Below are 25043 nucleotides of genomic sequence, written 5' to 3'. Positions count from 1 at the left end.
AGGGGAAATAATTTGGTTAATTTTTTACTTCTTCTATTGGTAAAGCATACGTATTATCAACCGTTACATTCTCTGGAATTCGAATATAGAAAAAGCGGGACCCAGAATAACCAAAACCTGATTCATATTCTTTTAAGAACTGTACTACAGTAAAATTTGGTTCCGCATATCCTAATTGAATTAAGGTTCTATCCCCTTTTACTTGAAGTGAATTTTGTTCCAATTCAATATTTACATCTGGTATATATTCACTTATGTCGATTGCAATGGAATTCACTTCCATTACTTGCCAATCCGCTATAAAATATAACTCAACCTTATCAACTAAATCATTTGTTCTTTCAATTAAAAAAGGTTCCTCATAATTAAACGATTCCAAAGATAACGTATTACTTGTCAACGGGAATTCCCAACTCTCAGAAATATCTGTGGCATCAAATGTAGAGAAATTGCCGTCAAGAGCTTTTTGATATAAACTGTTTTGCCAATGATTTTCAAAATTCTGATCCACAACTACGGCTTCCGATTTAGGAAGTAGTGATGAAAATAACGTCGATATGAATAAAATAGAAACATAGCCAATGATTATCCACTTCGCCTTGTCAAACGTTACTGGTTTTGTTTTATAACGCTTGTTGAGAAGGATAAAAAAAGTAATAATCCCTATAATGAATAGTATTGGTAGAAAAGAAATCATACCCGTCATCTAACCTCCAATCGATTGGAAAGTAATATTGCTAAACTTCCACAAATAAGGATGGTAATCAGTGATTTAATTACAAATAGAGGAAAGGATTGTTCTAAGAAATAAAACCCAACGATCTCACCAAATCCGAACCCACCTTGCTCTAGGTAGCCGATTGCAAATAGACAAATCGGGATTAATAATAAAAATAACTTGCTAACCTGGACCATCATACCAATTAGATATCCTGTAATGGCAAATAACAAAACATATAAAAACGTAGACACTAAACCTAACCCATGGTGGAAAGGTTCTACGGACTCGCCTAGCGTTAAGAAAAACTCAACATCACTTGTAAAGTAAACAACAATTTGAATTATCCCGTTTGATAAAAATGCGGTAACCGCTCCTACTGTACTTATAGTGATGATAAATAAAATATTGGAAAAATTATAAGACAATCGGTTAGCTACGAATGTAAAATCGTCCTCACGATAGGCTTTCGTTGAAATTAAAATTGCATTCATAAATGCCCAAATCAGTGTAAATCCGATAACTACATTAGAAGAATAAGATTCCACTTCAATGGAATAAAAACCATTTGATACAGACCCTACTGATGCAGCTAAAGTTGCAATAAATATCCCGAGTACCTGTGCAAGAATCAATGCGAGAAGAACACCAATATAAGCCTTTAATTTATATCGAAGTTGCTTCATTACAATATTAACGAGACTAGTGTTTGTTAAAGACATCATCTATTCCCCCTTTCGTTTGATTCGTGAGATAGACGCATAAGTCACTAGGAGTAACTGATGAGACCCCTATTCCTAATCGTTTCATTTCATTATGTGAAAAGTTATTCCGAACCACCACATAGCAATTATCTGATTCCATATTTTGTTTATGGAGAACCTCTTTATTTTCTATTGCTTGTAGCACATCAACAGGTCTCCCACTCAATCCGACCGCATATTCTTTTAATTCATCAACTGGCAGATGTAAAATTGCCTTTCCCTTATCAAGTAATAAGACATCCTCCAATAAATCCTCCAATTCATTTAAATGATGACTTGAAATGAGGATAGTGCGTGGTGATGTTAAATAATCTTTTAACAACGCTCGATAAAAGTCCTTTCTCACCGCCGTATCCATTCCGGTAGTCGGTTCATCTAATATGGTTAACGGGCATTTCGCAGAAAGACCAACTATCACATTGAATGTACTCCGTTTACCTTTTGAGAGACTTTGATGATTATGATTTAAATTAAAATTAAAATAGTCCATCAATCCAAATGCCAGATTCTTATCCCAATTCGGATAGAATTTTCCAGCTTCTTCTAAGAGCTCATTTAATGTCAATGTATTCGTAAAACTCATCATGTCATCTACAAAGATTGAATTTATAGACACATCCAGATTATTAAATGGACGCTTGCCTAATACGCTGACCTCACCTGCTGTTTCACGCCAATAGCCTGCAATTATTTTTAGTAACGTTGTCTTTCCTGCCCCATTTCGGCCAATAAGCCCAGTAATCGTGTTTTCTTTGATAGATAAAGAGAGATGATTTAATGCTCTAAAACTACCATACTGTTTTACTAGCCCATTACATTCCACTACATTCACAACTACTCCCCCTTTTGTTCCTTCATAATATCTTTCAACATGTTTAATAGATCTTCTTCCTGGACTTGCAGTCTTTCTGCCTCTTGAACTGCTTCGATTAGAAGTCCTTTTAATTTTTGATTTTTACGTTTTTCTAGAATAATCCCCATTGCCTCATTAGCTACAAATTTTCCTAAACCGCGCTTGTTATATAAAATACCTTCTTCATAAAGTAGGTTTAACCCTTTTGCTGCAGTAGCTGGATTTATTGTAAACATATCTGCAAGCTTATATTGGGAATATACCCTTTCATCAACTTTCAGGTTACCAATTAATATTTCATTTTCTATCCATTCGGCAATTTGAAAATAGATTGGTGTCGTACTATTCATATTTAAAACCATATCGGACCCCCTAACCAACATAGTGCATTAGTGTTGTAATGTAGTATATATTACATTTAATATTCTGGCAAGAAAAAAATGCCCTCTATTAGATAGAGAGCATCTGCATTCTTTATTATTAGATAACTTGATTATAATGTTGCTGTTACATTGCTTCCTTTTAACTTAGAAGCATTCTCTGTTTGAGCACTGCCCTTTTGCTTCCTCAGCAGTTTTGTGTGAATCGTTAGATACACTTTGTGTGGTTCGGTTAATAGCTTGTATCCCTGTATCAACAAAGTTTATCGCCTACTAGCACCATTTAACCTACCAAAAGTGAAGTTACAATGTCTTTCTTATACTTCTCCCCATATTGTCTTTGTATAAGCAACCCTTAATCCTAAACGTTCCATATTATTCGCACTCGTACTTGCAAATTTAGCTTGTCCTACTATAAATTCTACTTTTTTATTCCATGCTTCTATTATCCTTTCGATAATGAGGGCACGATGAATTCCTCTGTTTCGGTATTCGGGAATGACGGAAGATGCCGCTAGCGTTGCCATCCCATTATGGGTAAACAAAACCCCTATGCCTGCTGGTTCATTATGATAGCTTGCCATATAAAAATCCCAAGCTCCATGAGAATATAAGACTTGATTGTTCTGTGCAATTCCCTCTTTTATAAAGCTAGGTAGCCCAAATCCCTTTACATACAAGTCAGCAAATAATCCAAATTCATCTGCTTTCAATTTTCTAATAGAAATAGATTGGTCTTGCCCTCCAATTACCCCCTTAGCCTCTCCGTATAAAACACTATGAAATCCCTTTTGATAGAATCCCTTTTTAGCTAATGTAAATAACAACTCTTCACTGCTAGATGCAGGTGTTATTTCAAATTGAGCCGGAATATTTTTATCCTTATAATAATCTAGAATCCTATCAATCTCTTGAATGTCTTCCGAGGTAAGCCCTCTTATAGTATTAAATGCTGGGCCAGGAATCCCTTTCGCAATAAATGCAGTTGCATGGCCAAAATCCGTTATTTCAACACCCATTGGATTACCTGGTAAAGATTGAATGGCAGAAAGTCTTGATTTTAGCCCATCAATCTCTGAGACTTCAATTCTTCTCGCTAAATCCTCTGTTAGCACGGAAACCATAACCTATCCCCTTTCTAATCAATCCCTACAACCTTACTTCTTCTTTCTAGAAATACAACATCACGCCAAACACCATGCAGTCTTCCTACCCGTTTCCTTGTGCCAACTACTTCAAATCCTAAACGAGTATGTAGCTTGATACTACTCGTATTTTCAGGGAAAATTAATGCTTGCAATGTCCAAAATCCCGCTTCTTCACTAGACTGAATTAACTTTTCTAATAATGAAGAGCCAATCCCCTTTCCGCCACTTGCACTGGCAACATAAATACTTACCTCAGCCACACCACGATATGCTTCTTTATGAACGGATTGACTTAAAGCAGCCCAGCCAACAACTAGCCCATCTATTCGTGCTACATATCGGCAATTCGTAAGGTGACCATGATCCCATTCCTCCCAAGTTGGCGGTTCCGTATCAAATGTGGCATTTCCCGTGTTAATACCCTCGATATAAATTTCCCGTACAAACTCCCAATCTGCTTCTGTCATTTTGTCAATTACGATATGTTTAGTTTCCATATATTCACCTGATCACTTTCTCCATTTATCCAAAAACGTCTTACTTCTAAATTTCCGCTTAAAAGAGAAACAACGAATTAATTATTCTAATCATAATCAATTCGTTGTTCAATGAAAAGTAAAATTTTATTTTTTTCTTGCCTTTATAAATCCATCTATAACATCCCATACTAAACCAATTAATAGTATGATTACGACAATTCGTGTGCTATTTATCCAGATAGATTCGGCAACAGAATAACCCTCTGAACCTTCTGTTACTACCCCCGCTTGAACTAAGTCGCTCATAAATTCAGGATTCCAGAATGCCTCTCCTGTGATTAAGAAAAGTATGACCGCCATACTAATTAGGTTAATGATAAAAGTATAGGCGACCAATTTCATCGTCCATTTACCTGAAATGAGTTTTATGCATTCCTTTACAATAAGCACAGCAAAGAATAACAAAACAAATGGTAGATAGCTTGAAAAAGTAGATTCATTTAAGAAAGGAACAACCTCTCTAAACTCATCTTGGAAAACATATATACCAAAGAAGTTACTAGAGAAAGCAAAAAACACCATTACGATAACGTAAAAAATTATCCCGATAACTGGCTCTGAACGTTTTATCTGTCTCCTGCGGTCAGGTATTTCTGGAAGTAATGCAGGATTCCAAGTTTTATCCAAAGCTAAATCCTTCGCTTTAATCCCGCCATAGTACTCCGCTAAGGCAAAACCAAGGACAACCCATCCAACAGCCTGTGGTATGGATGTAACCAGAGAAACAATTAATCCAACAAAGCGATCCAAAATCTCAACAGGATTTATGATGGTTTGTATAACAAAAACAAGACCAAGTCCGGCTACTATCGATATCAATACAATCTTTAAGACAATGAGAAATGGTTCAAAAAGCTCTGGACCGATTAAATAGCTTTTCTTTCCTCGGTATTTTTGAGCCATTTCCCTTGGGCTACCTAATTCCAATAAAACCTCTTCTACCACTTTTTCATTTTTATTGTTACCAACGCGCTCCTCCAACATATCCTCAATCAATCCGCGAAGCTCAATAGCGATATCTTCACGCTGGGATTGTGGTAGCTTCTGGGTAACTGCATAAATATAACGTTCAATCATCTCCATTTTCCTTTTCCCCTTTCACACCAATTAATTCCTCCAAACTCTTCACCATGTTCTCCCACTCTTCACATAGTTTTTCGTAAACCGACTTACCCATTTCACTTAACACATAATACTTCCGTGGCCTTGCTTCATTGGTATCCCAGCTACTATCCAAGAGGCCTTGTTTCTCTAGTCTTCTAAGTAGTGGATATAATGTTCCAGGCTCGACTTGAACTCCCTTATCATTTAATCGCGTCACAAGCGAGTAGCCATATTGCGGACTAGAAAGCTGACTTAATACACCAATCGTAATCGTTCCTCTTCGCAACTCTAGCATTAACTTATCGATATGTTCTTGTTCGTTCATCTTGATCAACTCCTATTTTCATTATATTGTATGTCGCACACTATTGTAAAGTGCATATTATTATTTTATGTATTATATCGTTAGTTACATATCAAATTTGTGATAAAGACCGTTTGACAAATCCACAATAATTCGCTTACATGGAAGTAGACATAAAGAAACGGAGAATCATTATGAAAATATATGTAGACGCTGATGCAAGCCCAGTAAAAGATATTGTCATCTCCATTGCAAAGGAATATCAAATCCCGGTAATATTAGTTAAAAGCATTAGTCATTTCTCTCACGATGAAAAAGTCGATGGTGTAGAAACGATATATGTGGACACAGGGGCCGATGCTGCTGATTATCGGATTATGCAGCTTGCGGAAAAATCTGATTTAATTATTACACAAGATTATGGCCTTGCTTCCCTTGGCCTTGGGAAAGGTTGTCTTGTTTTACACCATAAAGGTTTTGCCTATACGAATGAAAATATCGACCAATTATTACAGACCCGTCACTTAAGTGCCAAAGCTAGAAGAAGTGGTCAAAAAACAAAAGGCCCAAAACCTTTTACTGATGAAGATCGTAAAAAATTTAAAGGATTATTGGAATATACGATTCAAAAAAACTTAAATAGAAGGGAGGGTAAGGAGTAAAAATGGAAATTACCACGAAAATGAAAATATCAGCGTCTGCAAACAAGATTTTTGAAGCAATCGTGGACCCTGTTAAAATCGGAAATTACTGGTTCTCATCAAGCTCTGATAAATGGGAAGAAGGCAAAACGATTACATTAAGATATGACGAGTACAAAGCTGAAGGAGTTATACAAATCTTAAACGTTATAACAGATAGGGAAATTGTTTTTTCTTGGGGTAGTGAATCTAATGAAGAGACCATTGTTACTATCAACTTTATCGAGAGCAATCCGACAAGTACCATTATTGAGATTACGGAATCGGGGTTTAGCGAGGAAGATCCTGAAATTGAATCCAAGATGCTCGGTCAAAAAGAAGGCTGGGTTTATATGTTATGTTGTTTAAAGGGCTATGTAGAACATGGCATTCAAGATATGAGGGCTAATTTAATGCATTAAAAAGATGATAAAGCCGTTCACAAGGAGCGTTTTTATCATCTTTTTTCTTATTTAATTCTAATATGACTAATAACAAACCTACTTTTCGGTAAACTCGGAAAACGTCTCATACTAAATCGTAAATCCTGTTTCGGTACGTCATATTCGATATCATTCACTAGGAAATCAATTGTCTCTTTCATTAATTCAATCGTGAGCCATTCCCCTGGACAACGATGACCACGATAGTAATCGCCACCACCTTGGGGGATAAAGTCATATAGATTCTCGTCTCGATTTTTAAATCTTTCTGGGTCAAACGTGTAAGGATGTTCCCAAATGTCTGGGTGATGATTCGTACCGTAAATATCTAGTAATACTAGGTTTCCCTTACGAAAATCATGTCCATTCCAAAGAAAATCATCACGAACTCTCGCAACAAGTATCGGGAAAAACGGGTAATAGCGTCTTACTTCTTGGACAAACAACTCATAATATACACTTGGTTTCGTCCGAAGCTTTTCTTTCTCAGCCGGATGCTCGTATAATGCCAATGCACCAAAGGTAATATATACTGCTACAGCCACAATCGGCCGTAATATATTCAATAATTCCACTGCAACCATTTGCTCATTTAGTAGCTCCCCATTTTTATCCTGATACCAGGACATTTTATATAGTGCTGTATCTTGAGGAGCTTCTATTACTCCATTTCGTACGTCTTGTACCATCTTTTTCAACCAATTTTCCGCACAATTTCTTGCATTTCTTCCCTTCCAATGTCTAGCGCCTAATGCTCCCCCACTATCAAACATTGCTTCAAGTTCATTTGTCCGCTTTTTAACTTCATCCGCACCAAGCGGTACACCAGCCCATTCGCACGCAGCCTTTGTTAATAACTGACACATCTCACCATAAACTTGAACCTCTTTTTCCCGCGTCCATTTTCCTACCGAGTCGTTCAATAGCATCCTCATCATCACCTTTATATCCTCCAGTCGCTCCCTTGTCATGAGCGACATAAACAATTCCTTCCGGTGACGATGATTCTCACCATCCATCGTTTGAATTGCATGCTCTCCAAACAACGTTTGCCTTAACCGCTTCGGTGCAGCACCTTGCCTGATTAACTTTCCCTCGTCGTAGAACATCTTTACCGCTTCTTCTCCAGCAACACAAATCGCCTTCTGCCCACCTAGCATCCGCGTTTCAAATATATCTCTACCAAACCGATTTCTACGGTTGGTTATGTATTGATATCCCTCAAGTAATAATTTAGCCGTATTATCGACACCTTTATCTATGGGGATCTGTTCTCGATATGGCATATGAATCACTCGTTTCTAAATAGTAATTTACCTTGTTAGTCTGTTATCCTGCAAAATCTTTATACACAGTTAATTCATTTTCACTCCAAAGATAACTACTTTATAATAGAAACAGGTGGTGACTGTATGGCACGTGAACGTAAATTTACTAAAGATAATTTATATACTACTTCGAAAAAACTACTATTAAATCATGGCTATGAAGGCTATACCTTTACATTATTGGCTAATGATTTAAATATATCTAGAGCAGCAATATATAAATACTATGAGAATAAAGAAGAACTCCTAAGTGAATATATGCTCTTTGAGTTACGAAACTTTATAAATAATCTTAAGTTGATAAATGAAAAGGATACTTTCTTAGATCAGTTTCATGCATTAATTGATATTCTGTTTCAGGATATGAGTATATATCTTATTCGTGACATTGGTATGCAGATTCAAACAGTTAATAAAAAAGTCGCTAAAAACAAGGAAGAATTAGAAAAATTACATAGGGAACTGTATAGTTCGTTACAAGACTTCATAGATATAGGAAGAAGAGAACAAATGTTAAGAGAAAACATTCCTGACAGCTTAATTCTAGGAATAATTTTCCAAACAGTTAATATTCCGAACACAAGCGGACTTCCTCATCATGAATGGGTGCAGATTCTGAAAGATGTATTAAGTCACGGAATGTTCACTAAGTGTAATTGACACTAGTGTAACTTTGTTGAATTATTAAAAATAACGGGATTTCTCGTTGTTTTTTTCTCTAAAGTCACACTAGTGTTACTTTAATTAAAATAGAAGGAGTTATTCTATGAAAAAAATATTAAAACAAATCACGGATTATGTTTCCACTACAAAAGGTATGTGGGTAACTCTATCAGCTTGGATAATTATGACTCTGATATTAACCTTTGCTGCACCAAGTGTACGGGATTATCAGGTCACAAGTATTGATTCTTTACCTGACGATATGCAATCTGTCATCGCTAGCGAAAAGATTGCTACTTACTTTGGTAATCGTGACATACTTCCAGCAATACTAGTTTTACAATCAAAGGAGCAAGTACAACTACAAGATTTAGTAACCATTACCAATCTGGTTATTGAAGAGGATATAAACGGAATCAAAGAAATTGTTCCGATAGGGATGCTGCCAGAACCCGCAACAGCAAGCTTCTTCTCGGAAGACCGTAGAACTGCCATAATTCCTGTTAACTTGGATTCCGAACTAGATAATCCTGAAATAAAACACACGCTCGAAACAATCACAAAAATTGTTGAAGAGGAAACTGAACTTACCGTATCGATAACAGGTCCAGCCGGTATAGCTGTAGATACAACAGATCTATTTACTAGGGCAGACATTGTATTAATTCTGTCCACAGTAGGGATTATCCTAGTATTATTAATTATCATTTATCGCTCACCTTTAATAGCTTTGATTCCTTTATTGGCAGCTGTATTTGTGTACCAAATTGTCACACAGCTTCTTGGGGCATTCGGTAAAGCAGGACTTTTAATGAGTGCACAATCCGTTTCCATTATGTCTGTCCTGTTATTTGCAGCTGTAATTGACTATTCCTTATTTGTATTCTCTCGATTCAGGGAAGAATTAAAACATTATGAGGATAAGCATACCGCTATGAAAATGGCTATGAGAGGTACTGGTTTACCTGTCTTTTATTCTGGTGGGACCGTATTCCTAGCCATGTTTATACTTATATTTGCGGAACTAGGAGATTATAAAAATTTCGCTCCAATCTTTGGGACTGCTTTATTCGTCATCATGATTGCCTCGGTGACCCTTGTGCCAGCACTATTTACCATTTTTGGACGTAAATCATTCTGGCCGCTTATCCCTAAAGTAGGTGAAGAATCTGTAAAACCAAACTCGATTTGGAGTAAGGTAGGCAAGGCTGTAACGAAAAAGCCAATCGTTTCCATTATTGCTGTTGGATTATTTATTTTAATTAGTGCAAGTTACAATGTGAATCTGAAGTACGAATTTGATCTAATAAAATCTTTTCCGGAAGATATGCCCTCTAGGGTGGGATATGAAATATTAGAGAAAGAATTTGAAGCTGGTGACCTCGCTCCAACGACCGTATTAGTCGAATCCAATAAAGAAGTTACCGAGGATAACACGCAACTCCTCCTTGAGAAGCTTCAATCCCAAGAGCATGTAAGCAACGTTAGGATGGAGAGTCAAACCGATGATCAAAAGGTCATTTCTTATCGTCTTACATTCCAGGACAGTCCTTATTCGATTGAATCTATTAATGCATTAGAAACTATTCGTGAAGAAGCTGATCAGATTTTAGAAGCTAGCAATATCGATGGGACGATCTACTTTGCAGGAGAGACCGCGTCTTCACTTGATGATCGTAATATAAACGACCGGGATCTCTTCGTCATTGTCCTGCTAGAAACACTATTAATCTTTATCATGTTAATCTTCCTAACTAAATCCTTTAAGATGCCTGTCTATATGATGGGAACGATCATCGTTTCTTTCTTTGCGGCTTTAGGGCTAGGTATGTTTTTAACTAATCTACTCTTTCATATTGATACGATTAGTACACGAGTACCAGTATATGCATTTATTTTCCTAGTTGCCCTTGGAATTGATTACAACATTATTCTCGTATCAAGATTTATGGAAGAAAGACAAAAGCACTCGATTAAAAAAGCAACAGAAATTGCTGTTGCAAATACTGGTGGCGTTATTTCCTCTGCCGGGATCATCTTAGCTGCCACATTTGCAGTACTGATGACACAGCCAATCCAATTATTATTTGTATTTGGGTTTATTGTTGCAGTTGGAATTTTGATTGATACATTCCTAATTAGAGGGGTATTGCTACCGAGTTTGATTGTTCTGTTTGAAAAAGATAAGACGGAGGAAGAGGAAACGAATAAGTAACTGGCTTTATAATTGGATACACACTCCCCCTTTGATAAAATTAACTTATATCAGTTATTCAAAGGGGGATTTTTTTATGAAAATCGTATCAATCGAACCGACACCAAGTCCTTATTCGATGAAAATAAATGTAGATGAAGTGATGCCTGATGGTAAAACGCAAAACTACAAGTATGGTGATGATTTAACCAATGCCCCTTCCTATATACAAGAACTATTTACCATTAACGGGGTGAAAGGAATTTATCGTGTGATTGACTTTCTTGCACTAGAGCGTGATGCACGAACACCATGGGAAGAAATTTTACCAGAAGTCAGACGCACGCTTGGTTCAGTGGAGGAAACGGAAATCAACACGAATAAAACCCAAGCTTCAATTGATGACCATTATGGTGAGGTAAAAGTTTACATCCAAATGTTCCGCTACATCCCAATGCAAGTAAAACTGGAAGAAGGAGATACCGAGGCACGATTCGGTTTACCTGAAAGGTTCATGAACGCCGCTATGGAAGCATCTATAGCATCGGACAATATGTTATTGGAACGTAAATGGGTCGAACAAAACCCGAGATATGGTGACATGAAGGAAATTGGTAATGATGTAGTAGAAGAAATCTCTGCTTCTTATGACGATGACCGTTTAAAAGAACTTGTCAAATATGCACTCGATAATAAAACAGCTCCAACCCCATGGAAAAAGGTTACACTCGAAATGCTTGATAACCCGGATTGGCGTGAACGCTATGCCGCGCTTGACCGAATGGATCCAACTATCGATGACTTAGCCGTTTTAGATAAAGCTTTAGATGATGAAAAAGCATCCATTCGTAGACTCGCAACGGCATATCTCGGCATGATTGACGATAAGCGAGTACTCCCTTTTTTATATAAATCACTACAGGATAAAGCGGTAAACGTACGGCGTACCGCTGGGGATTGTTTATCTGACTTAAGTTTTATAGAGGCAATGCCGGAAATGATTCAAACATTAAAAGATACAAGTAGATTAGTACGCTGGCGAGCAGCGATGTTCTTATATGAGTTAGGTGATGAAACTGCTATTCCCGCCCTTCTTGAAGCACAAGATGACCCAGAGTTCGAAGTCCGAATGCAAGTTAACATGGCTTTAGCCCGAATTCAAGGTGGAGAAGAAGCGAAAGGCTCGATATGGCATCAAATGACACAAGTGATTAATAAAGATAAACAGTGAGGAGCAGAAATTATGAAAGTTAGAGAGGCAATTCCAAATGATGCCAAAAAACTTGCAGAACTTATTTTACAAGTAGAGGCTAGTTCGGAATATATGCTTTGGGAGCCTTATGAAAGACAAATTTCTCCAGACAGTCAACAAAAAATGATCGAACGCCTTCAGGAGTCTGAGAATTCTACTATTCTAATCGCGGAACATGAAGAGCAGTTAGTCGGTTATCTATTTGCAATTGGAGAAGATGCAAAGCGAAAGAAGCACTCCGCTTATCTCGTTGTCGGCATTCACCAAGATTATAGAGGAAAAGGTGTTGGAAGTTTGTTGTTTGAAACGCTCAACCAATGGGCCAAGGAGCAAAAGCTTCATCGTTTAGAATTAACGGTTGTAACAGAAAACGAAGCTGGGGTATCCCTTTATAAAAAAATGGGGTTTGAAGTGGAAGGTACGAAAATAGATTCTTTATATGTAAATGGATCTTACTTAAATGAATACTATATGGCAAAAATTTTATAATCAAAGCAAGCAGACTCATTCTCTACTAGAACATAAGTCTGCTTGTTTATTTACTTATCTATTATCTCCTTTATGCGTTTCTTTTCCTCTGTTTTATCCAAATACTCAAAGAACCCAATCAAATTCCCCCAAGGGTCAGCAAAAGTGCACCACTTAACAGGAACCTCTTCCCTCGAATGAATCTCCACACCTTCAATCCCTAACTGCTTCCATTTTGCACGACACGTTTCTAAATCTTTTACACCAAGTCTTATCGGTCCACTACTTTCAGCAGGGGTTCCTTCCCCTACTTGTAGCCAGCTTCCAGGAACAAGCTCCCATTCGGCAAACCCTTCATGGGGTATAAAGTCAGGTTCCTTGTCTAATAATAATTGGTACCACTGAAGTCCTTTTTCAAAGTCAGACACGCGAATTTGGACAGTCATTTCAAATATCATTTTATCCACTCCCATTTCTTAATCTAAGCGAGGTTATAACAATGAGGAAATATATACTGATGATACTTAGTTTCTCTGTTTTATGCTTTGGAATAGCAAGCTTCCATACACCACTAGAGGAAATATCTGCTCAAGAAGAGCCTTCCTATGCAAAATGGGGACGTCTCGCTATGCAAAAGGTGAAAGAAAAGTATCCAGATGCTAACATCGTGGATTACTTACATGTTGGTCGAAAAAAAGGCATTGAAAACTCAACAGAAACATTTAAGCTATGGCTTGAGACACCTAAAACTGAATTCGGTGTTTTTATCGATATAACCTTTGATAATAACACGGAAGAAATAGTTGATATTAAATATAGGGAAGTCTCTAGTTGATAATCATCCAATTAAATGGCCCGTTCTAAATGACTGGGCCATTTATTGAACAATTCTCATCACTTATTTTTTATGTTCAACCTTTACAATCTTTCCTACAATGTCTTCTTTACTTATAAAACCCAAATGACGACTATCTATCCCAATAGCTATATTGTCGCTCAACACAAAATACATTTCTTCCGGAACTATAACTAATGGTGAATTTGGAGTTATAATTTCCCCTATATAATCTTTACTCACGTCAATACCATCAACTAATACTTGATTATCTTTAATCTCAACTGTTTCACCTGGAAGTCCTATGACTCTTTTAACATACATATCCTTTTGGTCAACATAAAAGGCTATCATATCACCTCTTTGGACAACCTGATTTTCATAGTATTTCTCATCAATATAAATGATATCTTTATGGCTAATAGTTGGTTCCATAGAATTACCTTCTAACTCCGCTTTCACATAGGAAAGGTTTTGACAACCACTTAGTATTATGAATAACAAAGCAAATCCGATGAATTTCTTCATTCTCATATAAACAGACTCTCTTTCCTTTATTAGTTAACCTATATATCGACTTTAAATCTCTTGTGTTAATAATTTTTCGACAATTAACCTCTCTATGTTATCTTTTTCTATCTCTACGTATCTACCGGAGACATACTCTAAACAGAAAAAAATGATTCTGCTATAATTAACAGAATCATTTTGGAATATATATTAAACAACCCATTCATTTAAGGAGACTTCATTATCTCCGAATACCTTTACTATCTCCTTGATAAATATTTCCTTCTTGAAATCTGGAAAAAGCTCATCGACAAAACACAGTTCGGAGTTGGAAGACTGCCACATTAAGAAGTTACTTATACGTCTCTCGCCACCTGTCCGAATAACCATATCAGGATCTGGTAAATCCTTTGTATACAAGTAATTTGCAAAAGTCTCCTCATCTAACTGCTCAATGGAAATCTTATGATCTTTCGCATCCTGTAAAACCCGACTAATTGCTTGAACAATTTCACTTCTACTACTATAGTTTAAGGCAAAATTCACAATCAGCCCCGTATTATTTTCTGTTTCTTCCATCGCTTTGATTACCGCTTTTTTCGTTCCTTTTGGAAGGTTTTCTATATCCCCAGAAATTAGTATCTTGATATTCCGCTTCATAAATTCAGGAAGCTTTTGATTAAAAAATTTAATCGGCAAGTTCATCAAATAATTTACTTCATCCTTTGGTCTCTTCCAATTTTCCGTTGAAAACGCATATAGCGTTAAAATTTTTATCCCCATTTCAGCACTCGCATCAATCAACTCTTCCATCGTTTGCGAGCCTGCATAATGCCCTTCACTTCGACTAAGCCCTCTAAGTTTTCCCCAACGACCATTTCCATCCATAATAATAGCGACATGATTAGGAATAGTATTCATTTGGCTCCTCCTTACTTTAATTCAAGCTCTTGAAGTCTTTTTACCACTTGTTGTTTCTTGAAATTAAATGATTGCCATGTATCTAAACGAAGATGTTCGATCATTTCTTTTCTGTGCTCTAACATAACGCTTAATTCTGGATAATTCGGGTCTTTTTCATATAAGGTAATTAAACCATCAATACCTGAGTAGGAAAGTGAATCTAAGTAGTATATATCGATTTTCCCTGTTTCCTCATATCGATTTAAATTGTTATCCACGATGACCTCTTCCAAGTTGATCGTATTCAGACCCGTGTAAAACAACAATCCTGCGATAATATAGAAGTGGGCAATAGATATCCCTTCTAACCAAACGCGAATTAATGTATAAGCAAAAATAACCATTAAGAACAGCATAAATGTATGAGCTAAAATTCGGTCCAATGTGAACCCATAAGCTGCTTCATAGGCACTTAAACGAATATATGCTGAAGCAAGCATGAACCCACTAGCTACAATTAACAAAGAATACATTGCCTTCATAAAAAAGCCATACCCTTTTTTCCCAGCCTTCACAAGCTTCAAGCAAATTAATAATAGCGTCCAGTTAATTACCGTAACTAATACTAACTCAAAAAAACCTCTTCTGGCATACTCCGCATACGTATAATCTTCATGAAGTGCATCTCCAAAGAAATACGTAAATTGAATCACTACAAACAATAAATAGATCGCATTTAGCAACACTAAAATAGTTCCAGCAATTACACTATCCCATGTAACTTTTTCCGATTGAACTGTTTGTCTTCCTAAAGGTAGAACATACCGTTTCTTTAATGTTTGGAAAGCCCCAAAGAACAATAAGGATAACATTAACGCTGCGCCAAAGCGGAAGAAATACTCCAGAAAGTTTAACTTCAATATAAATTCTGGGATTTCCATCATAATATTAGCAAATTTCTCATCCGCTGATATTAATAATATGGTTATAACGATTAACAAAGGTACTCCAACAAATAGCCCTTTTACAATTCTTTTTATCGTATTACTAGTTTCGTTACTCATTTGTCTAAATAACGTTCGTTTGAAACTAATCTTCAGCCATCTTTTAACATAACTAAATGTTTGCGATATCTTTTGTACAACTCGGTTAAAGAAAACAAGTGATACCCAATCCACATGGTTCGGGGTCGTAATTAAAACAATATGAACAAATACGAAAACCGGAATCACGAAAATATTTATACCGTAAAAAAATTCATTATCATAGAATAAAAATGACGCAGATAAGACCCAAATCATGACCATAAGTAGCAAGCCAATTCGTCGATGGGACACTTTAAATCCTAAGCGATAATACAGGACTGCATAAAATGCTGCGATAAAAATCGGATAGGATATTCCAATTACACCATGGAAGAAGCACAGTTCAGCCAATATACCGAGTCCTAAACAAATTAATAAAAATAAAAAAGTTCTTTGCCGTTGCTTCATTTATTTCACCACCATTTAGCCTTTCTATATACATAGTTTTTCTAGGTATATAAACATAAGAATTTGTTGATACCACTAGGTTAGGTGCTAAACCGAAGCTTTCCTCCCCCAGCGATATCCAATCCAACTTATCGGATACAACACAATCGTTAAGACAATACACGCTACAATAAATGGTCCACTCAGTAATGGCTGAAACCAGTCACGGGGGATAAGCTTAAATACGATTAAATACATTAACACAAGATTTGGGATGATTGCATATGTAAAGGTTCTGCGAAGTATTTTCAATCCACCGCTACCAAATTCTTTTCCAATCTCATACCCGAGCAAGCCCCAAAATGCCATATACACCATAATAATGATGGAAGGTACTGCCGTTAATCTCTTCCACAAAACTTCTATCCACTCAACGTGATACACATTATAAATGATCGTAAGGATAATTCCACCAAGAAAAATAAGAACATTTAATATAACAAACAACAGTTGCATCTTCTTTGGCGTTACTTTAGCTTCATCTTTCCAAATTGCTGCAATCTCTTCAGGTGTTCCTAATCGCTTTACAATTTCATGATAGACATCCTGAATATCCTCTTCGCTCAGAAGTTCATAAACATGGGACCTGTATTCCGCGATGATTTCCTCTTTTTCAGGATGTTTTCCAAGAACTTGATCAAGCTCTTGGAAAAAACGTTTATCACTGGTCGTCACGATTCACTTCTCCCAATTAGACTATTCATCACCTGAACATATCGATGCCATTCATTTGTCTTCGCTTCTAATATTTTCTTTCCTTCAAGCGTAATACGGTAATATTTACGTGCAGGACCCTTTTCTTGATTTTGCCAGTAGCACTCAATATATTCCTGCTTTTCTAGCTTATGAAGTGCAGGGTATAGCGTTCCTTCCTTCATCTGCAAGTTATGGCCGCTGCGATGATCCATTTCCTTAACAAGCTCATACCCATACATATCACGTTCATTTAATAACTGTAGAACAAGAAGCGATGTGCTTCCCTTTACTAGTTCACGATCAAACATTTTTTCACCTACCTAGAATTATTAGGTAACTATACTATATAGAATTCCGAGGTATATGTAAAGTCTAAAATTGAATTTATTTTACCTTTGCATATATACATGTATCTCGAAGCTCTTTCCCATACGCATCTAGACTATCCTGACGTAATATACCTTCTAATTCAAACCCAAGTCGCTCCGCAATGGCACGACTTTTTACATTTTTTACGTCACAACGAATCTCTACACGGTTTGCTTTTAGTTCACGAAAAGCAAACTCTGCAATACCTTTTGCAGCCTCTGTCATATAGCCTTTCCCGCTATAGCGCGTATCAATCCAGTAACCAATCTCGAATTTACGCACATCCCAGTCAATGCGATGCAGTCCCGAATTAGCGATTAAAACACCTGTTTCTTTATGAAAGACTAATAATCGCAAATCCTCCCGATTTAAAAAATTCACATGCGCTTCCCGGATATTAATTTCGGCATCCTCTTCACTTTCTTCACGCTGTGCCCATGGCATCCAAGGTAAAAGCTCATTCTTTGAAGCTTGCTTCGATTCATGAACTACCTTCCCGTCACCAGGCATTGGCATCCGAATGTGTAGTCTTTCTGTTTCAAATTCACTAGGAAAATCAATTAATATTGGATTCATGAAAGTACCCCCTATAGGTTATAGTATGGTTGATTAATAGATTTCAGCGCACTCCTCAGGTGCTCACATAATTTTTCCTGTTTATTCAAAACTTCTAAATGTAACAGGAGACTTCTTAGAAATTGTTTTAAATTAGTTCTTTGGATGAACGGCTTTGTATTATTTTGGGAATAATTCTGCTGTAATTCAATCACGATATTGTCTATCTGTCCATATAAGAAAGATGGATCAATCCCCTTTTGAAGTACAGAAATAATGGGAATAACCATCCGCTCATCTTCTTCAAATAAGAAATAATCTTTATCAAAGCTCATTTTCTCCAATATAAGTAGAGCAATTTCTTCCAATCTACTTTCTTTTAATTGCGGCTGTTTCACCAGTTCATCGAGCGTATCTGCAATATGGGCAATACTATGTGCCCATCCCTTTTCTTCCACAAACCCACGAACATCTTCTTCCTTTTTTACATAGTCGATGATTTTCCTAGCGACGACATCCATTTCCTCATCTGATATAAAGGTCTCTTTCACATTAACAAACAACAATACCGCTATGATGAGGGAAGAAAAGGACCTTGTGAAAACCGCATCCTCATCGTCTTGATTAATCCGATAAAATAAATGTTTTTCATCTAAACAAACGGTTACTATTCTATTCAATTCTGGACGTGGATAATGCCCATTTATGATTAGGTTTGTAAAACAAGGATAGATTAAGGAATCACGCAAGATTGGATCCGTGTTACCAATATGCTCAAGCATTGCCTCGGTTATGATTGGTACCGGTAAAGAACTTAGGTTTTGAAAGTTGGATTCCTTATATTGGCTAAGTATTGATTTTAATTCATTTGCTTTCATCGAATTCACCTAACTTTCATTATGGTGCTACTATCTCCACTTTTATTCGGTCTGGGTCCTCAAAGAAAACCGCATAATGATTTGGTCCACCAGCATGCGGATGCCTATCGGAATAGAGAATTGAGACATCCTTTTCTTTTAGTTGATTTGTAATCTCATCCACATGCTCTCTTGAGTCCGCATAAAATGCTAAATGGTTTAACCCAACCTCTTTTCTATGGTAGGAGGATTCCAAGAATTTCTTTTCTGTCTGAACAAAAACTAAATACGTATCCCCTAGCTTAAAGCTTCTCCCCGATTCCCAGGATTGAAAAGGTTCATAGCCCAATTCTTCTAGAAGTTCACCCCAAAAAGCAGTACTTTTTTCTAAGTTAGATACATTCAATTCAATATGATGTAACATTCCTCGCATGATTTATCCCCCTATTTTGTATTAATCTTATACAATTCTATTTTCCGTTATGAAAATCCTTTTTTTAAATGGAATTTAATACGGCTTTTGGAGATATCAGCGATTTATTCCGTTTTATTAGTGCTTTATGGCTTATATCAGCGGAAATTTTTTATTTTGCAGCGCTCACAAAAATTAATCAGCCGTTCTTCCCAAAATATCAGCGAACGCAAAAAGAGAGTTAACCTAAGTTAACTCTCATCCTATTTAGTGACTAGCAGCTTTTTCCAATCCACCTGGCTTGTTGTAATTTGCAAGCTTATCCACTAATTTATTACTTTCATCATTCAATCCAACGACTTCTACTGTCACACCATTTTGATGATATTTCTGTGCAACCTTGTCAATTGCACCAACACCAGAATCATCCCAAATATGTGCATTGGATAGGTCTAATTTTACTTCCTTTACATCTTCTTTGTAATTAAAGCTCTCCACAAAGTCGGTAACAGATGCAAAGAATAGTTGTCCAGAAACTCGGTAGACTTTAACTTGACTCTCATTACTTACTAAAGTAGAAACTTTCACTTTAGAAATCTTAGAGGCAAAGAAAATGGCACTTAATATAATACCTACAAGAACACCTTTGGATAAATCATGTGTCAATAATACAGTAACGACTGTAGCAACCATGACAATCGTATCCGTAACTGGTGTTTTAGCAATATTTTTAATCGATGACCAATCAAATGTACTAATAGAAACCATGAACATAACCCCAACTAGAACTGCCATTGGAATTTGAACTAGTAGTCCATTAAATACTAGAATAAGTGTCATTAAAAAAGCACCGGCAACAAAAGCAGATAGTCTACCACGCCCACCAGATTTCACATTAATAACAGACTGTCCAATCATGGCACAACCAGCCATACCACCAAATAACCCAGACACAATATTCGCGATACCTTGTCCACGAGCTTCTTTATTCTTATCACTCTTCGTATCCGTCATATCATCTACAATAGAAGCGGTTAGGAGTGACTCTACTAAACCAACGATCGCAATCGATAATGCATACGGGAAGATAATTTGTAGTGTTTCAAAGGTTAGTGGAATATCTGGGAATAGGAAAATTGGTAAAGTTTGCGATAGCTCACCCATATCTCCTACTGTTTTCACACCACTTCCAGTGAACATCGCAATAGCCGTAATAACCACAATAGCTACTAATGGTGCCGGAATTACTTTTACAAATCTCGGTAAGATATAAATAATAGCTAATGCTCCTGCTAGCATCGCATACATTTCCCAATTAGCACCTGTAAAATGCTCTAACTGAGCCATAAAAATCATAATCGCTAGTGCATTCACAAAACCGATCATAACCGAACGGGGAACGAACTTCATTAAACGCCCTAACTTTAAGACACCCATTACAATCTGCAGAATACCCGTCAAAATCGTTGCTGCTAATAAATATTGCAAGCCATGTTCTGCTACTAACGTCACCATTAATAATGCAGTCGCACCTGTTGCAGCGGATATCATACCGGGACGTCCACCAACAAATGCTATCGTCACCGCAATAGCAAAGGAAGCATAAAGCCCAACCATTGGGTCTACACCAGCAATAACAGAAAACGCAATAGCCTCCGGAACTAGCGCAATAGCAACTACGATACCTGCAAGAATATCACCTCTGATATTTCCAAACCATTCATTTTTAATACTTGCTAAATTCATGATACACCTCTTTTTCCTTATTATTTTATTGACTTTCGACTCTCACGAAAGCCGGGGCCGTAACAAACAAGAGGTATTATAACGAAATATGACAGTTTTGTGAAATAGCCAAGAAAGCGGAAACATGCTACCTTATCTTCATTTTCCTCAAAATATCTTTGAATTAGATAGGGATATGCTATAATAGAAAATAATTTCTAATAGCCTATGTAAATATTAGGAAATTCAGCATTTCAATAGTTAAATAGAGTGGTAGAGGAGCGTTCCTATGTTTAAAAAAATCCTTTGTGCGGCAGATGGTTCAGACCATTCATTACGAGCAGGCGAAAAAGCCTTTGAACTTGCAAGTCTTAGCCAGGAGTCAAAAGTTGATATTATTTATGTCGTGGATCCGAAGCACTCTAAAGAAGAGGTACTGAATAACTGGGGGAAAGATACGGAAGATGCACGGAAAGAAAAACTCGCTCTAATAATTCAAAAAGCGAAAAAATCTGGTATAGACTTTGAGGTCGTTTTCTTAAATGGAGATCCTGGCCCTACTATCGTTAATCATGCAAATAAACATGACTATGACATGATTGTCATTGGAAGCCGTGGGTTAAATTCCTTCCAAGAAATGGTGTTAGGTAGTGTTAGTCATAAAGTAGCGAAACGAGCAAATAGTCCAGTCTTAATTGTAAAATAACAAATTAAAACTTCCATTTCTGGGAGTTTTTTTGATTCTTTGCATATACATATCTTAATCCCGAGTTATTTGGTAGGATAAGATTAACAAAAGGAGAAAGCGAGGGTATAGTATGTCCAACAAAATTTATATCATTCACGAAAATAGCGAGTGGACTGACCATCTCACCAAACGATTAGATGAACTAAACTTACCTTTTGAGGAATGGTTTCTAGATCAAGGTATGGTTGACTTAAGCTCAATCCCGCCAGATGGTGTCTTCTATAACCGGATTAGCGCATCATCTCATACGAGAGATCACCGTTATGCACCAGAGCTGACGGAAGCAGTACTTGCTTGGTTAGAACGTCATGGTCGTAACGTGGTGAATGGAACCCGCGCACTTAGGCTTGAAGTAAGCAAAGTAAATCAATATATGGCCTTAAATGCCGCAAATATACAAACCCCTAAAACAATAGCTGCTGTTGGAACGAAACAGATCATAGAAGCAGCTAAAAAGTTAAATACGACTCCCTTTATCACGAAACATAATCGTGCAGGAAAGGGTCTTGGTGTTCAACTTTTCCATACGATTGAAGCATTAGAAGCTTATGTAAATGGCCCAACGTTTGAAAAGCCTGTTGATGGAATAACATTAGTGCAAGAGTATATCCAAGCCCCTGAACCATTTATCACTCGTTGTGAATTTGTTGGAGGAAAATTTGTATACGCCGTTCGAGTGGATACGTCTGAAGGATTTGAGCTGTGCCCAGCGGATGCATGTACTATTGAAGACTTATTCTGTCCGGTTGGGGAAGAAGTTGAGAATAAGCCGAAGTTTCAAATTATCGAGGACTTTAATGACCCAATTATCGCTAAATACGAGCATTTCTTAAAGGAAAATAAAATCCAGGTTGCTGGAATAGAATTTATCAAAAGTGAGAACGGGGAAATCTATACGTATGATGTGAACACAAATACGAACTATAACTCGGAAGCGGAGAACCAGGCTGGTAAGTACGGAATGCTTGAGCTAGCGAAATACCTTGGTGGACATTTAGGGCTTGTAAAGCTATAACAAAAAGCAGTTCATTCCTTAATGACGAGGAGTGAACTGCTTATATCGTTATTCCACTTTACTCGTTTTCACCATTTGTCTAGCAACTAAATAAAGGACAAGCGTTAGGACGATTATAATCGGAATCCCTTGATACCAGACATTGCCGTTTTGGAATAGGATTATCTCTTCCGGAAGTAAATATTGGAATGGGTTAAACCATGCGAGTGGATTCCAAGAAACAAACACAGTTAGGAAATAACCTAGGACCAATATAACCAACAAAGCAAACAAAGTAGGTAATATATTTTTAAATAACAAGCTAAATAATAAACAGAGCGAGATAATCAAAACTACTGTAACCGTAGTAACCAGAAGCGATAGTGTCATGTATTCCGATATTGTCATAAATCCAACCACCTCATTCTTTTCGGCAATTAAAGGGTATTCAAATGTACCTTTTTCCCCAAAGAACAATCCGATAAAATAGGCAGCTATAAACATCACAAAGGTTGTTAACAAGTAGACAATGACGGAACTTAAAAACTTACTCGTAATAATATGCGTTCGTTTTAATGGTTGTGTAAATAATAAATTAGCTGACCGATTCTCGAATTCGGAAGCTAGAATGTCACCTACCAAAAGCACCACTATAAGAACTGCCCCTAGATTAACATACAAATCGACCAATTGTTTCATGAAATTCGGCAAGGCAATACTGAATGTTTCATGTTCTGGCGGGATATTTTCAGCAATCAGCTTCTCATTTAAGGCGATCATATGATGTATCTCTCTAAAAGTGAGAGGATGTTCTCCTTCTGCCTCTTTGTATTCTATTAGCCTATTTAAATATTGATTTTCAAGTGCTAGCTTAGACTGCCAGTCATCTGATTCAATCATGGAACGCATCTCATAGAGCGTATTTACCATAGAACTATTAATTAGTAAACGTTCCTGTTCTTCCTCATTTTCAGGGTCATCTTTCAATATGGCATTATGTACCCTTGAATTCCCATAACTTATTTCTAACAGCTCATCTACTTTCTGACGTGCCTCTTTTTGAATATACGATTCAAACAAAATATTTTTAAAAAAGAGAAACGCTATCACTAACACTAGCCCAACCATCACATACCAGAACTTTTTACTAAAGATTATCTTTTTCAACTCAAAAGCTAATAATCTCATAAAGAAAGCTCCTGTTCAAACAATTCTCGGTAACGCTTCTCTGCCCCAACCTTCTGATTCTCAATATCTTGAATAGCAATATTATGTTCATATAATTGATTGATAAATGTCTGAATATCCACTTCATTTTCTTCAAATTCTAGTTGGTTTTGCTCGTTTACTGTAAATAGCACCTTCTGTTCATTCAAAATGGTTTTCGCCTTTTCTACATCATCAACGGTAATTAAATATTTTTTGGTTGCAAAGTCTTGTAGCGATTCTTTCAGTAATGCTCCGTCTTTCATAAAGTAAATCGTATTCGTTAGCCGGTCAATCTCATCTAAATTATGGGAAGAGACGATAATCGTTGTTCCTTCCTTATATAGCTCAAGTAAAATTCTCCGCATATTAATGGCACTTGTTGGATCTAAACCATTCAGTGGTTCGTCCAATAATAATAGTTTCGGTTCATTAATAATTACCATAGCTAATAACAGATGCTGCTTCATCCCAAGAGAATAATTGCGAACCCTTTTTTTCAGATAGCTTTCCATCCCAACCCGCTTTGCTACTTCTCTTATTTTAGAGGTTGGTAGTTTTTGAACATTGCAAATAAATTTCAAATGGTCATAACCTGTTAAACTTCCATATAAAATACGATTGTCCTGCAAATAGGAAACATCATGAAACAAGGAAGCATCTGTATGTTTTTTACCGAGTAGTTTTACTTCTCCTTCATTAAAAGCAAGTAGATTTGTCATACAGTTTAGTAACGTAGTTTTCCCTGATCCATTAGGTCCTACTAAGGCAATAATCTGAGGTGTCTCTAATTGAATATTAATTCCCTTTAGAACCAATTGCTTCTTATACCGTTTTTTCAAATTATTTACTTCTACAATCAT

Annotated in this window: 30 protein-coding genes; 9 read left to right on the top strand and 21 right to left on the bottom strand. The window is 36.7% G+C overall.

Going from position 1 to position 25043, the window contains the following annotated elements; all coding sequences use genetic code 11:
* Window positions 1-16 precede the first annotated feature (16 nt).
* From AB1K81_RS15960 to AB1K81_RS15925, 8 genes are all read right to left on the bottom strand, one after another.
* On the bottom strand, window positions 17-706 hold the full coding sequence (locus AB1K81_RS15960; protein WP_412977675.1) for a hypothetical protein: 690 nt from the start codon (window positions 704-706) through the stop codon (window positions 17-19).
* On the bottom strand, window positions 703-1440 hold the full coding sequence (locus AB1K81_RS15955) for a hypothetical protein (RefSeq protein ID WP_412977674.1): 738 nt from the start codon (window positions 1438-1440) through the stop codon (window positions 703-705). The genes AB1K81_RS15960 and AB1K81_RS15955 overlap by 4 nt, the downstream gene beginning before the upstream one ends.
* Window positions 1421-2314 carry an ATP-binding cassette domain-containing protein gene (locus AB1K81_RS15950; protein WP_412977673.1) on the bottom strand — a complete coding sequence of 298 codons (894 nt, stop codon included), beginning with the start codon at window positions 2312-2314 and terminating at the stop codon, window positions 1421-1423. The genes AB1K81_RS15955 and AB1K81_RS15950 overlap by 20 nt, the downstream gene beginning before the upstream one ends.
* Window positions 2315-2316: 2 nt before the next feature.
* A complete protein-coding gene (locus AB1K81_RS15945; protein WP_412977672.1) occupies window positions 2317-2697 on the bottom strand; it encodes a GntR family transcriptional regulator in 381 nt (126 codons plus the stop codon).
* 335 nt (window positions 2698-3032) lie between these two features.
* On the bottom strand, window positions 3033-3839 hold the full coding sequence (locus AB1K81_RS15940; protein WP_412977671.1) for a GNAT family N-acetyltransferase: 807 nt from the start codon (window positions 3837-3839) through the stop codon (window positions 3033-3035).
* 14 nt (window positions 3840-3853) lie between these two features.
* A complete protein-coding gene (locus tag AB1K81_RS15935; protein WP_412977670.1) occupies window positions 3854-4360 on the bottom strand; it encodes a GNAT family N-acetyltransferase in 507 nt (168 codons plus the stop codon).
* 126 nt (window positions 4361-4486) lie between these two features.
* The gene (locus AB1K81_RS15930; protein WP_412977669.1) at window positions 4487-5485 is read right to left on the bottom strand and encodes an HAAS signaling domain-containing protein; all 999 of its coding nucleotides are present in this window, start codon (window positions 5483-5485) and stop codon (window positions 4487-4489) included.
* On the bottom strand, window positions 5472-5831 hold the full coding sequence (locus tag AB1K81_RS15925) for a PadR family transcriptional regulator (RefSeq protein ID WP_412977668.1): 360 nt from the start codon (window positions 5829-5831) through the stop codon (window positions 5472-5474). Before AB1K81_RS15925 ends, AB1K81_RS15930 begins: the two co-directional genes overlap by 14 nt.
* A gap of 173 nt (window positions 5832-6004) precedes the next feature.
* On the opposite strand from AB1K81_RS15925, the gene AB1K81_RS15920 reads away from it, so the two are divergent.
* Together AB1K81_RS15920 and AB1K81_RS15915 are read left to right on the top strand one after the other, a co-directional pair.
* Window positions 6005-6472: a YaiI/YqxD family protein gene (locus AB1K81_RS15920; RefSeq protein ID WP_412977667.1), complete on the top strand. Its 468-nt coding sequence runs from the start codon at window positions 6005-6007 to the stop codon at window positions 6470-6472.
* A 2-nt stretch (window positions 6473-6474) separates the two neighbouring features.
* Window positions 6475-6912, top strand: coding sequence for an SRPBCC family protein (locus AB1K81_RS15915; RefSeq protein ID WP_412977666.1), 438 nt, complete (start codon window positions 6475-6477; stop codon window positions 6910-6912).
* Window positions 6913-6959: 47 nt separating this feature from the next.
* Here AB1K81_RS15915 and cypC read toward each other — a convergent pair whose 3' ends face one another.
* A complete protein-coding gene (cypC, locus tag AB1K81_RS15910) occupies window positions 6960-8219 on the bottom strand; it encodes a CYP152 family fatty-acid peroxygenase CypC (RefSeq protein WP_412977665.1) in 1260 nt (419 codons plus the stop codon).
* A gap of 126 nt (window positions 8220-8345) precedes the next feature.
* Between cypC and AB1K81_RS15905 the strand changes: the two genes are divergently transcribed.
* The 4 genes from AB1K81_RS15905 to AB1K81_RS15890 all read left to right on the top strand — a co-directional run bounded on the left by AB1K81_RS15905 (window position 8346) and on the right by AB1K81_RS15890 (window position 12859).
* Entirely contained in the window at window positions 8346-8921 is a 576-nt protein-coding gene (locus tag AB1K81_RS15905) for a TetR/AcrR family transcriptional regulator (RefSeq protein WP_412977664.1), read from the top strand.
* Between the two features lie 106 nt (window positions 8922-9027).
* On the top strand, window positions 9028-11139 hold the full coding sequence (locus AB1K81_RS15900) for an MMPL family transporter (RefSeq protein ID WP_412977663.1): 2112 nt from the start codon (window positions 9028-9030) through the stop codon (window positions 11137-11139).
* Between the two features lie 76 nt (window positions 11140-11215).
* Window positions 11216-12349, top strand: a complete 1134-nt coding sequence (locus tag AB1K81_RS15895; RefSeq protein ID WP_412977662.1) for a conserved virulence factor C family protein — start codon at window positions 11216-11218, stop codon at window positions 12347-12349.
* A gap of 12 nt (window positions 12350-12361) precedes the next feature.
* On the top strand, window positions 12362-12859 hold the full coding sequence (locus AB1K81_RS15890; protein ID WP_412977661.1) for a GNAT family N-acetyltransferase: 498 nt from the start codon (window positions 12362-12364) through the stop codon (window positions 12857-12859).
* 50 nt (window positions 12860-12909) lie between these two features.
* On the opposite strand, the gene AB1K81_RS15885 is transcribed toward AB1K81_RS15890, so the two are convergent.
* On the bottom strand, window positions 12910-13296 hold the full coding sequence (locus tag AB1K81_RS15885; protein WP_412977660.1) for a VOC family protein: 387 nt from the start codon (window positions 13294-13296) through the stop codon (window positions 12910-12912).
* Window positions 13297-13337: 41 nt separating this feature from the next.
* Between AB1K81_RS15885 and AB1K81_RS15880 the strand changes: the two genes are divergently transcribed.
* Complete coding sequence (locus AB1K81_RS15880) at window positions 13338-13673, top strand: DUF3889 domain-containing protein (protein WP_412977659.1); 336 nt, start codon at window positions 13338-13340, stop codon at window positions 13671-13673.
* A 63-nt stretch (window positions 13674-13736) separates the two neighbouring features.
* Here AB1K81_RS15880 and lepB read toward each other — a convergent pair whose 3' ends face one another.
* From lepB to AB1K81_RS15835, 9 genes are all read right to left on the bottom strand, one after another.
* Window positions 13737-14207 carry a signal peptidase I gene (gene lepB, locus AB1K81_RS15875; protein WP_412977658.1) on the bottom strand — a complete coding sequence of 157 codons (471 nt, stop codon included), beginning with the start codon at window positions 14205-14207 and terminating at the stop codon, window positions 13737-13739.
* 186 nt (window positions 14208-14393) lie between these two features.
* Window positions 14394-15104, bottom strand: coding sequence for an undecaprenyl pyrophosphate synthase (gene uppS / locus AB1K81_RS15870; RefSeq protein WP_412977657.1), 711 nt, complete (start codon window positions 15102-15104; stop codon window positions 14394-14396).
* 11 nt (window positions 15105-15115) lie between these two features.
* On the bottom strand, window positions 15116-16579 hold the full coding sequence (locus AB1K81_RS15865) for a DUF4153 domain-containing protein (RefSeq protein WP_412977656.1): 1464 nt from the start codon (window positions 16577-16579) through the stop codon (window positions 15116-15118).
* A gap of 87 nt (window positions 16580-16666) precedes the next feature.
* On the bottom strand, window positions 16667-17293 hold the full coding sequence (locus AB1K81_RS15860; RefSeq protein WP_412977655.1) for an HAAS signaling domain-containing protein: 627 nt from the start codon (window positions 17291-17293) through the stop codon (window positions 16667-16669).
* Complete coding sequence (locus tag AB1K81_RS15855; RefSeq protein WP_412977654.1) at window positions 17290-17622, bottom strand: PadR family transcriptional regulator; 333 nt, start codon at window positions 17620-17622, stop codon at window positions 17290-17292. The genes AB1K81_RS15860 and AB1K81_RS15855 overlap by 4 nt, the downstream gene beginning before the upstream one ends.
* A gap of 76 nt (window positions 17623-17698) precedes the next feature.
* Entirely contained in the window at window positions 17699-18259 is a 561-nt protein-coding gene (locus AB1K81_RS15850; RefSeq protein ID WP_412977653.1) for a GNAT family N-acetyltransferase, read from the bottom strand.
* An 11-nt stretch (window positions 18260-18270) separates the two neighbouring features.
* The gene (locus tag AB1K81_RS15845; protein ID WP_412977652.1) at window positions 18271-19116 is read right to left on the bottom strand and encodes a DUF2785 domain-containing protein; all 846 of its coding nucleotides are present in this window, start codon (window positions 19114-19116) and stop codon (window positions 18271-18273) included.
* Between the two features lie 19 nt (window positions 19117-19135).
* Window positions 19136-19528: a VOC family protein gene (locus AB1K81_RS15840; RefSeq protein WP_412977651.1), complete on the bottom strand. Its 393-nt coding sequence runs from the start codon at window positions 19526-19528 to the stop codon at window positions 19136-19138.
* A 246-nt stretch (window positions 19529-19774) separates the two neighbouring features.
* Window positions 19775-21253 (bottom strand): SulP family inorganic anion transporter, encoded by a 1479-nt coding sequence (locus tag AB1K81_RS15835; protein WP_412977650.1) that lies wholly within the window; start codon window positions 21251-21253, stop codon window positions 19775-19777.
* A gap of 268 nt (window positions 21254-21521) precedes the next feature.
* Between AB1K81_RS15835 and AB1K81_RS15830 the strand changes: the two genes are divergently transcribed.
* Both AB1K81_RS15830 and AB1K81_RS15825 read left to right on the top strand, forming a co-directional pair.
* Window positions 21522-21938, top strand: coding sequence for a universal stress protein (locus AB1K81_RS15830; RefSeq protein WP_412977649.1), 417 nt, complete (start codon window positions 21522-21524; stop codon window positions 21936-21938).
* A 112-nt stretch (window positions 21939-22050) separates the two neighbouring features.
* Complete coding sequence (locus tag AB1K81_RS15825) at window positions 22051-22995, top strand: ATP-grasp domain-containing protein (protein ID WP_412977648.1); 945 nt, start codon at window positions 22051-22053, stop codon at window positions 22993-22995.
* Between the two features lie 48 nt (window positions 22996-23043).
* Here the strand turns inward: AB1K81_RS15825 and AB1K81_RS15820 are convergent, their stop codons facing one another.
* Both AB1K81_RS15820 and AB1K81_RS15815 read right to left on the bottom strand, forming a co-directional pair.
* A complete protein-coding gene (locus AB1K81_RS15820) occupies window positions 23044-24162 on the bottom strand; it encodes an ABC transporter permease (RefSeq protein ID WP_412977647.1) in 1119 nt (372 codons plus the stop codon).
* Window positions 24159-25043: an ABC transporter ATP-binding protein gene (locus AB1K81_RS15815; protein ID WP_412977646.1), complete on the bottom strand. Its 885-nt coding sequence runs from the start codon at window positions 25041-25043 to the stop codon at window positions 24159-24161. The genes AB1K81_RS15820 and AB1K81_RS15815 overlap by 4 nt, the downstream gene beginning before the upstream one ends.

Origin of the sequence: Ornithinibacillus jepli, from assembly GCF_047228935.1 — a bacterium.
GTDB lineage: Bacteria > Bacillota > Bacilli > Bacillales > Amphibacillaceae > Ornithinibacillus.
Note: the sequence above shows the minus strand (reverse complement) of the source record. Positions and strands in the feature narration are given on the sequence as shown.